The 13,845-nt window shown below is 45.6% G+C and carries 9 protein-coding genes and 4 tRNA genes; 5 read left to right on the top strand and 8 right to left on the bottom strand.

The features are described 5' to 3' along the window. The first annotated feature begins 172 nt into the window (after window positions 1–172). Window positions 173–1,252, top strand: coding sequence for a PQQ-dependent sugar dehydrogenase (locus AKJ31_RS17440; RefSeq protein ID WP_053410352.1), 1,080 nt, complete (start codon window positions 173–175; stop codon window positions 1,250–1,252). A gap of 104 nt (window positions 1,253–1,356) precedes the next feature. Here AKJ31_RS17440 and AKJ31_RS17435 read toward each other — a convergent pair. From AKJ31_RS17435 to AKJ31_RS17420, 4 genes are all read right to left on the bottom strand, one after another. After that, window positions 1,357–1,432: transfer RNA gene (locus AKJ31_RS17435), tRNA-Gly, on the bottom strand. 14 nt (window positions 1,433–1,446) lie between these two features. Further along, window positions 1,447–1,533 (bottom strand) — tRNA-Leu (locus tag AKJ31_RS17430). Window positions 1,534–1,616: 83 nt separating this feature from the next. After that, window positions 1,617–1,692: transfer RNA gene (locus tag AKJ31_RS17425), tRNA-Gly, on the bottom strand. A 3-nt stretch (window positions 1,693–1,695) separates the two neighbouring features. Beyond that, window positions 1,696–1,769, bottom strand: a tRNA-Cys gene (locus AKJ31_RS17420). A gap of 453 nt (window positions 1,770–2,222) precedes the next feature. Here AKJ31_RS17420 and ansB point away from each other — a divergent pair. Beyond that, complete coding sequence (ansB, locus tag AKJ31_RS17415; protein WP_053410351.1) at window positions 2,223–3,281, top strand: L-asparaginase 2; 1,059 nt, start codon at window positions 2,223–2,225, stop codon at window positions 3,279–3,281. A 60-nt stretch (window positions 3,282–3,341) separates the two neighbouring features. Here ansB and pgsA read toward each other — a convergent pair whose 3' ends face one another. The 3 genes from pgsA to uvrY form a co-directional block, all read right to left on the bottom strand. Then, complete coding sequence (gene pgsA / locus AKJ31_RS17410) at window positions 3,342–3,899, bottom strand: CDP-diacylglycerol--glycerol-3-phosphate 3-phosphatidyltransferase (RefSeq protein WP_053410350.1); 558 nt, start codon at window positions 3,897–3,899, stop codon at window positions 3,342–3,344. Window positions 3,900–3,971: 72 nt separating this feature from the next. Continuing rightward, complete coding sequence (gene uvrC, locus AKJ31_RS17405; RefSeq protein ID WP_072161383.1) at window positions 3,972–5,804, bottom strand: excinuclease ABC subunit UvrC; 1,833 nt, start codon at window positions 5,802–5,804, stop codon at window positions 3,972–3,974. Then, window positions 5,804–6,448: a UvrY/SirA/GacA family response regulator transcription factor gene (gene uvrY / locus AKJ31_RS17400; RefSeq protein ID WP_038138544.1), complete on the bottom strand. Its 645-nt coding sequence runs from the start codon at window positions 6,446–6,448 to the stop codon at window positions 5,804–5,806. The genes uvrC and uvrY overlap by 1 nt, the downstream gene beginning before the upstream one ends. A 360-nt stretch (window positions 6,449–6,808) precedes the next feature. Here uvrY and AKJ31_RS17395 point away from each other — a divergent pair, with 360 nt between their 5' ends. From AKJ31_RS17395 to AKJ31_RS17385, 3 genes are all read left to right on the top strand, one after another. After that, a complete protein-coding gene (locus AKJ31_RS17395) occupies window positions 6,809–7,294 on the top strand; it encodes a DUF3015 domain-containing protein (protein WP_053410348.1) in 486 nt (161 codons plus the stop codon). Window positions 7,295–7,438: 144 nt separating this feature from the next. Beyond that, a complete protein-coding gene (locus AKJ31_RS17390) occupies window positions 7,439–9,292 on the top strand; it encodes an Lnb N-terminal periplasmic domain-containing protein (protein WP_053410347.1) in 1,854 nt (617 codons plus the stop codon). Between the two features lie 72 nt (window positions 9,293–9,364). Next, window positions 9,365–11,728, top strand: a complete 2,364-nt coding sequence (locus tag AKJ31_RS17385) for a DNA polymerase II (protein WP_053410346.1) — start codon at window positions 9,365–9,367, stop codon at window positions 11,726–11,728. Here the strand turns inward: AKJ31_RS17385 and AKJ31_RS17380 are convergent. Beyond that, window positions 11,696–13,798, bottom strand: a complete 2,103-nt coding sequence (locus tag AKJ31_RS17380; protein WP_053410345.1) for a PTS sugar transporter subunit IIC/EAL domain-containing protein — start codon at window positions 13,796–13,798, stop codon at window positions 11,696–11,698. The two genes, AKJ31_RS17385 and AKJ31_RS17380, sit on opposite strands and share 33 nt — an antisense overlap. Between the last annotated feature and the right edge of the window lie 47 nt (window positions 13,799–13,845).

Raw genomic sequence — 13,845 nt, 5'->3', positions numbered from 1 at the left:
AATATCAGAGGCGCTATAAATTCACTTTATGACGACTCGTCATTTTTGACACTTCGTCATAATAGTTCATTTATCGATCATTACAAGAGGTTTATGAAAATAATTTATTAGCCTAACTTATCGTTCTCAATGCTAAGATATTTACAAGAGCAATTTCAGCTAGGGAAATGCAATGTCGTTTAAACATCGAGTACTGTGTGCTGCACTATTGCTGCCAATGCAAAGTTTGGCAGCCAACTGGTCGGCAGAAGAAGTGGTATCAGGATTGAATGTGCCTTGGGGACTAAGTGCTGTTGACGCTGACAACGTCATGCTTACTGAGCGAAACGGACAAGTCAGTGTGTTAAACCTCAAGACAAATACCATCAAGTCACTACTCCAAGTAGAACGTGTAGCGGCCTATGGACAAGGTGGCTTATTGGATGTCGCCCGCTCTCCTTTTTCGCACAACCAATTCTATTTCACTTACTCCCAACGAGTTGACGATGCTATCGAAACCACGTTGGCTGTAGCAACTTATGACGGTAAAACGCTGAACGATTGGCAAGACTTGTTGGTTACCTATTCGGGCTCAGATACGGGTCGCCACTTCGGCAGTCGTATCGCCTTTGATGAAAAGTTCGTGTACTTCTCGGTTGGCGATCGGGGGGAAAGAAAAAATGGTCAGGACAGAGCAACACATGCCGGCTCGATCTTGCGACTCAACCCTGATGGCTCCGTACCTGATGACAACCCTTTTGTCGGTAACGCTAAGATCGAACCACAAATATGGAGTTACGGCCATCGTAACCCACAAGGTCTGTATTTTGATCCACAAACAAACTCACTTTGGGCTATCGAACATGGTCCACGCGGCGGTGATGAAATCAATTTGATCACTAGAGGAGCCAATTATGGCTGGCCCGTAACATCACACGGCAAAGAGTATTGGGGACCCATTTCGGTCGGTGAGGCGCAAGAAAAAGAAGGAATCGTCTCACCACGCAAAGTTTATATTCCTTCAATCGCGCCAGGTTCTTTGGTGCTGTATCGGGGGGAGCGTTACCCTTCCCTAGACGGGAAATTACTCGCTGGTGCGTTAAAGCTCACTCACATCAACATACTCAACTTAGATCAGTACAACAATGTAGTGAAAGAAGAGCGTATTCTCGAATCACTTGGCGAACGGATCAGAGATATCGAGGCACTCCCCAACGGAGAGATTATCTTTAGCACCGACAGTGGAAAGGTCTATCGCTTAGTTGAACAGTAAGATAGTCAAACGTGAAAGTCGCACAGTTAGCCATTCAGCGCATAGTAAAAATTGGCGAACGGTAGATACAAAAAATCCCAGCATTTCTGCTGGGATTTCTTATTTGGAGCGACACACGAGGTTCGAACTCGTGACCTCAACCTTGGCAAGGTTGCGCTCTACCAACTGAGCTAGTGTCGCATATGTCGGTTAGATGGTGCCCCGGGCCGGACTTGAACCGGCACAGCGCGAACGCCGAGGGATTTTAAATCCCTTGTGTCTACCAATTCCACCACCAGGGCACACAAATCTAAATTTGTGAGGCCTTTACTGAAGTAAGTAAAACACCATCTAAGATATCGAATAAAATCGCTATCCAAAAATTTGGAGCGACACACGAGGTTCGAACTCGTGACCTCAACCTTGGCAAGGTTGCGCTCTACCAACTGAGCTAGTGTCGCAAATGGAGGCGCGTCCCGGAGTCGAACCGAGGTCCACGGATTTGCAATCCGCTGCATAGCCACTCTGCCAACGCGCCTTTGTAACTCCAAGCTTAAGCGATTCGTTATCGGCTTCCTCTTGGGTACGGAAAGCATTCTACGGATTCGGACTTATGAGTCAACACTATTTTTCAATTTTTAAATCGTTTGTCTAATTAACATCCAAAAAGCTCTAATTTGCTCAATTTAGTAGCAAAAACGCCCGTATTTTAAAGAGATAAGTACCGATACCTTTACAGGTATCAGTCACGTAAATTCTAAAAAAGATCCATTTTTCATACTTTTAGCACTCGCTCTCTAGTTCGAATCACGCTAGTACTACCGTTTAACGATTTGGCGTATTTCTACGACGTAAAGTTAAGTCCCATTACTTTCTCATCATTTTAACCAATAACGAAAATAGTGAATCCCTGCCAAGAAGTCTCAACAAAACCATATATTATCCCAATTGAGATCTAATTCTCGACATTTAAATTCAAGTGGTGAATGAAATGAAGAAAATAATGATACAGAGTATTACCTTGATAACTTGCTTGCTACTCAGTAACTTTAGTATTGCAGGTAACGGGCGGCCTAACGTCGTTATATTGGCAACAGGCGGGACCATTGCCGGAACCAGCCAATCTACCACTGCCGCGAGTTACACCGCTGGCAAGGTTAACGTAGAAGCACTCATCACAGCCGTTCCCCAAATCAAAAACATCGTAAATATTAGTGGTGAACAGATCGTCAATATTGGTTCCCAAGATATGAGTGACTCTGTTTGGCTCAAACTTGCTAAACGTGTCAATCAACTACTTGAAGACGATGAGGTTGATGGCGTTGTTATTACTCACGGGACAGACACGATGGAAGAAAGTGCTTACTTTCTAGATTTGGTCACCAATAGTAATAAGCCAGTTGTATTTGTTGGTGCGATGCGCCCTTCAAACTCTCTAGGGGCAGACGGCCCCCGCAATCTTTACAACGCGGTATTAACCGCAATAGATGACGACTCTGTAGGGCGTGGGGTTCTGGTGGCAATGAATGATCAGGTATTTGATGCGCATAATGTTACTAAAACCAGTACAACAAACGTCGAAGCTTTCCAGTCCCCAAATTCCGGACCAATTGGTCAGGTCTACAATGGAGATGTCACTTACTCTGCGCAAACAGACCGTATCGAAAAAGATCTGTTCTTTGATATTTCGAATATCAAGAAGCTGCCAAAAGTCGGAATTATCTACAACTATGCGAATGCATCTGATTTGCCAGTGAAAGCGTTAGTTAGCGCCAAATATGATGGTATTGTCAGTGCTGGGGTCGGCAACGGAAACCTATATCACACCGTCTTCAATGAACTTGTAAAAGCCAGACAACAAGGTATTGCAGTCGTAAGAAGTTCACGAGTCGTTTCTGGTTCAACGACTCTGGATGCGGAAATTGACGATGAGAAATTTGGCTTTGTTGCGTCAGGTACACTAAATCCACAAAAAGCGCGAATATTGTTGATGTTGTCGCTAACGCAAACCGAAGATTATAGAGAAATCCAGCAACACTTCCGTTACTAGCTAGGCGAGTTACACACTAATAACAAAATGGGTTACTTACGTAACCCATTTTATTCAAAATCAGTGATGTTTTTCGTCTAGCAAATCGTCTTTAGCGGCCATCAAGTATTGCGCCATAGACCAATAAGTGAGGATTGTTGCGATATAAAGTGCAGCGTACCCGAGCCAAATCATCCAATCATCATAGCGCCAAATGAGCACCCAAAGTGCAAACATCTGCGTTAATGTTTTCACTTTGCCAACCCATGATACCGCGACACTGGCACGTTTGCCGATTTCCGCCATCCATTCACGCAGCGCAGAAATAATTATCTCACGCGCAATCATGGTCACAGCCGGAATCGTAATCCAGATAGAATGGTAATGTTCGGTGATCAGAATAAGAGCCGTAGCGACCAACACTTTATCTGCTACTGGGTCGATAAAGGCGCCGAAACGAGAGGTTTGCCCTAACTTACGGGCTAGCATACCGTCCAGCCAATCCGTGAAACCCGCTACCCAAAAGACCATAGCTGCAGCAAAAGGCGCCCAACTAAAAGGAAGATAAAAAGCGACAACAAATACTGGGATCAGAAGAAGTCGCATCAAAGATAAAATGTTAGGGATGTTTAGACGCATATTTATTAGTGGCTCTTATCGTGTAGCGCTGTTTACTGCTTTAAAACAGGCCCTTATGGTGCGGGATTTTTACTATTGTTTCAATGCTTGATAAATGTTTTCTGCCAAAGAATGACTGATGCCCGGAACTTTGGCGATTTCTTCAACGGTCGCACGTTTCAATTCCTGCAGCCCGCCCATATACTTGAGTAACGCTTGTCGACGCTTAGGTCCAATGCCTTCAATCCCTTCAAGAGCACTGGTTCTACGGGTCTTACCGCGCTTCGCTCGGTGGCCTGCGATGGCGTGGTTGTGGCTTTCATCACGGATGTGTTGCATCAGGTGAAGCGCAGGTGCATCACTTGGTAAGTTAAACTCTTCACCCTCAGTGGTAATCAAAGTTTCCAAACCTGGTTTACGCGTGACACCCTTGGCGATACCGATCAATCGCGGTTTCTTCGGCCAATCACCCCAGTAATGGGAAATGATCTCGTGGGCTCGGTTAAGTTGCCCTTTACCACCATCGATAAACACGATGTCGGGAATCTTATCGATATCCAATTGTTTTGAATAACGTCGCTCTAACGCTTGCCCCATTGCGGCATAGTCATCACCGCCAGTGATTCCTGAAATGTTGTAACGTCGATATTCTTGCTTGAGCGGCCCTTCATGGTTGAACACCACACAAGACGCAATAGTACTCTCACCCATGGTGTGCGAGATATCAAAACACTCCATGCGCGAGATGTTGTCCATCCCCAACACTTCTCTCAGCTCTTTAAAGCGCTGAGAGATCGTCATTTTATGATTGATCTTAGTGGTTATCGCCGTTAACGCGTTGGTATTCGAGAGTTTCAAGTACCGGCCACGTGTTCCAGTCGGATTCACATGGAAGTGCACTTTTCGCCCAGCGATAGCCGTCAGAGCCTGTAGTAGCGGCTGCACATCGTCGATCAATCCATCGTTGAGAATAATCCGAGTAGGAATAGTTCGAGCTTCGTTGTGGCTCAAGTAATATTGACTGAGGAAACTATAGAATACTTCTTCCTGGGTGGTGTCATTTGGGATCTTAGGAAAGTGGCTTCGGCTGCCCAGCACTTTACCCTGACGAATCATCAAAATATGTATACACGCGATGCCGTTTTCTTGGGCAAAGCCCAGCACATCCATGTCATCCATCGAATCTTCAGAGACAAATTGCTGTTCTTGCACCCGGCGGATCGCTTGTATCTGATCGCGGAATCGCGCTGCATCTTCAAACTTTAACGCTCGACTCGCCTGCTCCATTTTATCCACCAGCGACGCCAATACCTGTTGATCTTTGCCTTGCAAGAATAGTCTCACCAAACCCACCAAATCGGCATACTCTTCGTCAGAAATAATACTGCTAACGCAAGGTGCAGCGCAGCGGCCAATCTGATACATCAAACAAGGACGAGTACGGTTGCTGTAAACCGTGTCTTCACACTGACGAACAGGAAAGATCTTTTGGATTAAATGCAGTGTTTCACGCACCGCACCAGAATCTGGATACGGGCCAAAATATTCACCCTTACGCTTCTTCGCGCCACGATGCATCGACAAACGAGGATGCTTGTGCCCGCTAATAAAAATGTAAGGGTAAGATTTGTCGTCACGCAGCAAAACGTTGTATTTAGGCAGATATTGCTTGATGTAGTTGTGCTCTAAGATCAGAGCTTCCGTTTCCGTGTGGGTCACGGTGACATCAATCTTAGCAATATTGCTGACGAGAGCGCGGGTCTTTTCGCTGTCTACTTTCTTACGAAAATAACTCGAAAGGCGCTTTTTTAGGTCTTTGGCTTTACCAACATAAATAACGACAGCCTCGGCGTTATACATTCGATAAACACCGGGCTGATTAGTTACTGTTTTTAGGAAGGAAACCGAGTCGAAAGAAGGGGTCACTACAAAGTCTCGGTATCTAACATTCCATGGCGAATTGCAAGGTGGGTTAACTCGACATCTCCACTGATGTCTAGCTTATTAAAAAGACGATAACGATAGCTGTTTACCGTTTTAGGGCTCAGGTTTAACTGCTCTGAAATGTCAGTAACTTTCTGGCCTTTGGTAATCATCATCATGATCTGCAATTCACGTTCAGACAGATCGGCAAAAGGGTTTTCCGATGCGGGAGAAAACTGACTTAACGCCATTTGCTGAGCGATCTCTGGCGAAATGTAACGTTGGCCACTATTAACCACTCGAATCGCATTGACCATTTCATCTGGTCCTGCGCCTTTTGTCAGGTATCCGGCTGCACCGGCCTGCATCACCTTGGTTGGAAACGGATTTTCCGTATGAACGGTTAACACGATGATTTTCACATCAGGATTGAATCGCAGGATCTTTTTAGTCGCTTCCAAGCCACCGATGCCAGGCATATTCATATCCATTAAAATGACATCAGCATGATTGCTACGACACCATTTTACTGCGTCTTCACCGCTTTCAGCTTCCCCTGCTACGTTCATTCCACGGACGTCTTCAATAATACGTCGTATCCCTGTGCGAACCAACTCGTGATCATCTACAAGGAAAACACTTATCAAACTTGTATCTCCACACTATATGTTCAGCTTTGTCATCACGCTCAAGCGCGAGTAACGGGATGGTTGCCCATTTTAACGCAATATTTAAAAATTGCTTCCTTTGAATATGTGCTCAAACGCAAAGTTTAGCAAGAACTTATTTGAAGTTCTGCGCCTACGTTCTTTAATTATATTTCAATCAGTATTTTAGGGGGATGAAGACTAAAAAGTCTCAAAAACGGCACTCGAATGTGCAACCAACCAAATATCGATTGAAATCCGGAGAGTTTTCATCTATTTGTAAAAAGGTGTGAATAAAATTAAATTCCACCGTGCGCTAACTCTCTGTTAGCAAAGAACTAAATTTAATAAGGAATTGTTATGAAAAAGCTACTAGCAGTGGCAGCTCTGGCTTCAACTTTACCACTTTCAAACGTTGCAATGGCTGACTCAGACATCGGTTGTGGTCTAGGTACTATGGTATTTGACGGTAAGTCTGGCAAAGTATTCAAAGTGCTAGGTGCTACTACTAACGGTACTTCTGGTAACCAAACTTTCGGTATCACTTTCGGTACTCTAGGTTGTGACGGTTCAGGCACTATCAACTCGGCTCAAAAACTAGCTCTATTTATCGATGGCAACATGGATAACCTAGCTCGCGATATCGCTAAAGGCGAAGGCGAGACTCTAGCAACTCTTTCTGAAGTTTGGGGCATCAACGAAGCAGACAAGTCTGCATTCAACGAGCTTGCTCAACAAAACTTTGCAGAAGTTTTCAAATCTGAAAACGTAACTTCTCAAGAAGTATTCACTAACCTGAATACTCTAGTTGCTGGCGACGACGCTCTAGCAGCTTACGCTATCTAAGCAAATTTGCTTAATGCTATGAAAGGTGCTCATTGAGCACCTTTTTCATGCCCTCATCCCGTCCTTAATAGCTAAGTCCTTTAATATTCAGGTAATTACCTATAGAGTGCTTAGCTATTCTCACGGATTGAACAGCAGTATTACATGAAGCTATCTCCCCTTTGTACATCTCTTCTCGCCAGCTTTGGCGTACTTGTCAGTGCATCAACGGTCGCACAATCGAACTTTGATACCGAACAACTCGCAAGCGATCCTTACTGGCTGAAGTTAGGTCACTACTTGCCAAATACATTTTCAGGCTATGAGAGCAGTGTCGACAAGGATGAGTTTTTCTTCTCTCCACAAGGTAAAACTTCACCACTTGCGGAGCTCAATGCGACTGTCGCCGCTCTGTATAACAGTGATTCTGAGGCCGCCAACGAAGCACGCTGCCAATACCCTGCGCGTTTTACCTGGTTAGAATCCAAAGCAGGTCGTCAAGCTCAGCTAGAGTGTGAAGAGATGCAAACATGGCGAGATGTGATCGATCCCGAAGGCATGACACTGGTGTTTCCGACCGCGTTTATGAATAACCCATCTTCGATGTTCGGCCATACCTTGTTGCGTGTGGATGCAAAAGATCAAACCAGACATAAAGAGCTGGTCGCATTTGCCATTAACTTCGCCGCAGAGCCAGAAACGCAAGACAACGCTGCGCTATACGCTTTCAAAGGCTTGGTCGGCAGCTATCCCGGGCGCTTCACCGTGATGCCGTATTACCGTAAGGTGCGCGAGTACAACGACATCGAATCTCGAGACATTTGGGAATACAAACTCAAGCTAAACGAAGAAGAAGTGAATCGTGTCTTGCTTCACTTGTGGGAAATGCAACGCGCTGAATTTGACTACTACTTCCTTGACGAAAACTGCTCTTATCAGTTGCTCGCACTACTTGAATTGGCACGCGATGACTTATCACTGATTGCCGACTTCCCTTTACAAGCGATTCCATCGGACACCGTTGAAACGCTCGCAAAGAATGGCTTACTTGAAGAGCCCAAGTATCGTGAAGCATTCGGTACTCGCCTTCTCCATCAAAGCGAAGAGATCGATCCACGTCTATTCGAAGCGGCCAAGCAAGCTAAGCTGGGGCAATTTCCTTCAGCTGACGAATACAGTGACACCGAGCGCGCAGCCATTTTGGAATTTGCGTACGAATGGCTGAACTTTGAGTTGTATGATGTTGGTCTTGAGCGAGATCCGACGGCAAAGCGTCTTACTGAACTGCTGTATCAACGCAGTCGTATTAAAGTGGACTCACCGTTCTCGCAAGTACCTAAACCAAGCATATCGCCGGAGCAAGGCCACGCGTCAGCAAGAATTGGTCTGAGTTACCAGTACAGTGATAACTACACCAACAAAGCGACCTTTGAATGGCGCCCGGCGTACCACGACTTACTCGACTCTCAAGATGGGTTTATTCCAGGAGCCAAAATCAGCTTTTTGGATACACAATTCAGTGTTGATGAAAATGGAACGAGTCGCGTCGATCGCTTCTACTTTATGGACTCTATGGCGTTGGCGCCATCGAACCGTATCTTTGACAGCTGGGCATGGAATGTACGCCTAGGTTTTGACCGCCGACCAGATGAAGACAAACTCGCCGGACGCACTTTTGCGCAAGGTGGATTCGGTAAAGCGTGGGGCGATTCGGACGGTTTGCATTTGTACGGTTTGTTCTCTGCAGAACTCAGCGGCGGACAACTCACTGACTACGACGCAGTACCAGGTGCGGGTATCGAAGCAGGTATGCTCTACCAATTAGGTGACAGCCACCGCATTGGTATTCAAGGACAATACCTCTCTTTGTTCAAAACAGACGCCGACCAAAATGCCAGTGCAACTGCGAGCTGGCAATGGTCATTTAACCGCAACTTAGCTGTGCGTAGTCAAGTGACCTACCAACACTGGCAAGAAGAAGACGTCAGCGCAAAAATTACTGGTTATATCTACTACTAGCTAACATTGTGCTAAGCTACTGAAGCGAAACATTACGTTGATGTTTCGCTTTTTTATTTTAGTAGTACTTCGATGACCATTAACCAAGGCTTTCTCCTTACTCGCCAAGCGCGAGACGTATCAGGCACCACCAATATTGACTTATGGCTCGCGACCGAGCAAGGTCCTGCACAACTGATCATTGAGGGTGAAAAGCCGGTATTCTTCGTTTTACAACAAGACACAGCTCTCATCGAAGAACAGATTGCCAATATGGCGATACCAGCCGAACTCAAGCCGTTGCCTCTACACAGCTTTGACTCCGAGCCGCTGGCCGCGTGTTATTGTGCAACGGTAAAAGACGCACAAGCGCTGAGTCAGGCGCTCAAACTTCAAGAGTTGCTGGTACTCGAAGACGACATTCGCTTAGCCGATCGATATTTGATGGAGCGCTTCATCAAAGGCAGCGTGGAATTTACTGGCACCGGCCAATCTCGAAATGGTTATCAGCGCATCACAAACGTAAAGTGTCGTCAGGGGGATTACACACCACAACTCAAAGTGGTGTCCCTCGATATTGAGTGCTCGGAAAAAGGCATTCTCTATTCGATCGGCCTCGACAGCCCGTTGGATAGCCGTGTCATTATGATTGGCGAACCTCAACCCGCAGAGACATCCATTGAGTGGGTGAAAGACGAGCGCGAGCTGCTACTCGCGATGGTCAACTGGTTTAAGCTGTTTGACCCAGATGTCATCATCGGTTGGAACGTGATTGATTTTGACTTCAGGTTGCTGCACAAACGAGCAGAATGGAACAAGCTGAAGCTTTATATCGGCCGCGGGAATCAAGCCAGCTACTTCCGTACTTCCAATACAACGCAACAGGGATTTATCTCGATTCCCGGACGTGTGGTAATGGACGGCATTGATACGCTCAAAACCGCGACTTATCACTTTCGTAGCTGGTCGCTAGAATCCGTATCACAAGAATTACTGGGCGAAGGTAAGCAGATCCACAACGTGCATGACCGCATGGACGAAATTAACCAGATGTTCAAAAACGACAAACCGTCTTTAGCGAAATACAATCTGCAAGATTGCGTACTGGTGAATAAGATCTTCGCCCACACTCACCTACTCGAGTTTGCCATTGAACGCTCAAGGTTAACCGGCGTTGAACTGGACCGTGTTGGAGGATCGGTCGCCGCGTTTACTAACTTGTATTTACCTCAGATTCATCGTGCTGGTTATGTCGCGCCAAACTTACATCCAGAAAACTGGATCGCAAGCCCTGGTGGTTATGTGATGGATTCGATCCCGAATCTCTACGACTCTGTATTGGTACTCGATTTTAAGAGTCTGTACCCTTCGATTATCCGTTCTTTCTTAATCGATCCAATGGGATTAATTGAAGGACTCAAGTTGGAAATTGGCAAAGCGGATAATCAAGCGGTACCTGGTTTTCGCGGCGGTCAGTTCGACCGACGTAAGCACTTTTTGCCTAAGATGATCGAAGATTTGTGGGCAGCGCGTGACGTAGCAAAGAAGAATAACGAGAAAGCGTTTTCTCAAGCAATCAAGATCATCATGAACTCGTTTTATGGCGTTTTGGGTTCTTCCGGTTGTCGTTTCTTTGATACGCGTTTAGCTTCAAGTATCACTATGCGCGGCCATGAAATCATGAAACAAACCAAACGCTTAATAGAAGATAAAGGCTATCAAGTGATCTACGGTGATACTGACTCTACGTTTGTCTCTTTGAATGGTCAATTCAGTCAACAAGAAGCAGATAAAGTCGGTAATCAGTTGGTCGAACATATCAACCAATGGTGGACGCAGCACCTTAAGCAAGAGTACAACTTAACTTCCATTCTTGAACTGGAATACGAAACGCATTATCGCAAATTCTTAATGCCGACTATTCGCGGGCAGGAAACGGGGTCCAAAAAACGCTACGCGGGCTTAATTGGCGAAGGTGAGCAAAAGCGCATCGTGTTTAAAGGATTAGAGAGTGCACGAACAGACTGGACGCCACTTGCCCAGCGCTTTCAGTCCAACCTCTATTCGATGGTTTTTCACGACCAAGACCCAAGTGAATACGTGCGTGACACCGTTGAGCGCACGCTCGCGGGTGAATTTGACGATGAACTGGTTTACCAAAAGCGCCTGCGTCGTAAATTGCACGAATACCAAAAGAACATCCCACCTCAAGTACGGGCGGCACGCATGGCTGATGAAATCAATGCTCAGCTTGGTAGACCGCTGCAATACCAGAGCAAAGGTCGAATTGAGTATCTGATTACCGTATCAGGGCCAGAACCGAAAGAGTACTTAAAGAGCACCATCGATTATCAACACTATATCGATAAACAGCTTAAGCCTGTCGCAGAAGCAATTTTGCCATTTATTGGCTTAGATTTTACTTCATTGAGCGAGCCTCAGCTCGGCCTGTTCTAAGTCTCGTTTAAGTACATATTCGACAAATTGATTCAACGATAGTGATTTGGAGTAGTACCATCCCTGAATCGCCACCGGATCATTTTCTTCAACGATAAAATTGAGCTGTTGATCGGTTTCTACACCTTCAACCACCACACCCATCTCAAGTTCTTTGGCAATCGACATGATACTTTTAAAGACTTTCTCGCCTTTCTCGTTTTCAAGTGATAGCACAAACGAGCGGTCCACTTTAATCACATCAACATCGAACTTGTTTAAATAACTCAGGGACGAGTAGCCCGTACCAAAATCATCAATATGGACTGGGATTCCCATCGAATGGAAATATTTGAACGCCTCTTTGATACGCTGCTCATCGACTAACAGAGTATCTTCAGTAATTTCAATGTGGATATAGTTTGCATAAGGACGGACTAGCTTTTCAATTTTTGCTAAGTACTCAGAGTCCATCAGAGTATCTGGTGAGACGTTAATACTGACGGGCACAAACACGCCCTGTTGCTGCATTTTGTCCAGATCCTTGATGACTTGTTTAAACACCCACAAGTCGACGTCTTTCATTAGTTTCGCCTTTTCTAACCAAGGCAAAAACGTACCGGGATATTTGACGGTACCATTTGAATCAATCGAGCGAATCAGCGCTTCACAACCGACCGTTTTACCGGTATTTGGACACACTTGCGGTTGATACTCTAAACAAAAGTCTCGTTGGCCGATGATCACCAGCTGTTTTTCCACCAGCAAGTTGTCTTTCTCTTTAATTTGCGCACGCGCGATCGGATCATCCGTTAACATCTCAGCCTCTTCTTGTCGCCGAGAATAGGTTGTGTCGAAAACTGACAAGTGGATATCGCCCTTTGACATGCTGGCATTCAATGCTCTTACCGTAGGTATATACAACAATGTTCCCACGCCGATATTGAGCAATTGCAACAACACCGCTGACATCGCTCCGTCTGTCGCCATCCAAGCGTTAAGCAAAATTGGGCTGTTAAATGGTACCGACACCGAGGGTGAAGGCACCAATCCGAGTGACACCGCTGACATACTCGTTAGCACGTTAACAATCGGTACGATTAAAAACGGCCAGAAAAGACGCGGATTTAAAATGATCGGTAAGCCGAACAGCAAGATTTCATTAATGTTCAGCAAGCCAATTGGAATGCTCGCCAAAGCAAGCAACCTAAGGCTACGTTGGTCTGAAAACCATAACAACGCCATCACCAGAGAAAAAGTCGCACCGCTGCCGCCGATAAACACAAACGAACCCATAAAGGACAGATTCATGTCATAAACCACCTGCCCGCCTGCGAGAATCGTCGCTTGATTGAGATTGCTTGCCTCTTGCAACAGGTCAACCATCGGCAGCAAAGCATAGTAACCGTGGACACCAAAAAACCAGATAACCGAATTTAACGCAGCGAACACAACACCAAACATGGTCGGCTGATTGGCGTAGTCCACTGATATGTAATCAAGAACGTTAATACTGCTGCTCATTCCAACGATGGCATAGTTAACCGATAGCACCGCAACAAAGGTGAGAATAGACGGGATAACAAAGTTGAGAGATTCTTTAACGATTCTCCCAGCACTGTCGGTTGATGTAAGTTTTAGCGCGTCGATTTGCAGCAATTTAGCTAACACTGGTACCGCATAAATTGGGGTGGTAATCGCAATCACGATTTGGAACGTCTTCAGCATTACCGCAGAGGGTAAAATCTGAGTCACAGTGAGAAGAAACACCACCATTAACAACATTACAGGTGGCCTTGGCAGACGCCATTGCATCGCTAAAACGTAGGAGATGGCGGCTGTCATCAAGTAAGGAAAGAAGTCAGCTATCGCACCATGAAGTGAATAGAGTTGTTCAATCCAAGCCGCTCTGTTTCCTGTCGCAAACTCACCGATACTGGCAAAAAACAGGGCAAAAGAAGAAAGCATCAAACAAGGGATTAGCCAGATCATGCCATCCCTAATCGCTTGAAGTGAAGCAAACACGCAGCGTTTAAATCTTAATTTAATAGACTCATATAAATCTGGGTGTTTATTAGGCTCAATATCCATACTAGCCCCCTCATGGGTTCTCTTATAAAGCTAGCACAACTGATAAT

The organism is Vibrio hepatarius, from assembly GCF_001274785.1.
In the GTDB taxonomy this organism is placed as follows: domain Bacteria; phylum Pseudomonadota; class Gammaproteobacteria; order Enterobacterales; family Vibrionaceae; genus Vibrio; species Vibrio hepatarius.
The sequence above is the reverse complement of the archived record's forward strand: the minus strand, read 5'-3'. Positions and strand labels throughout refer to the sequence as shown.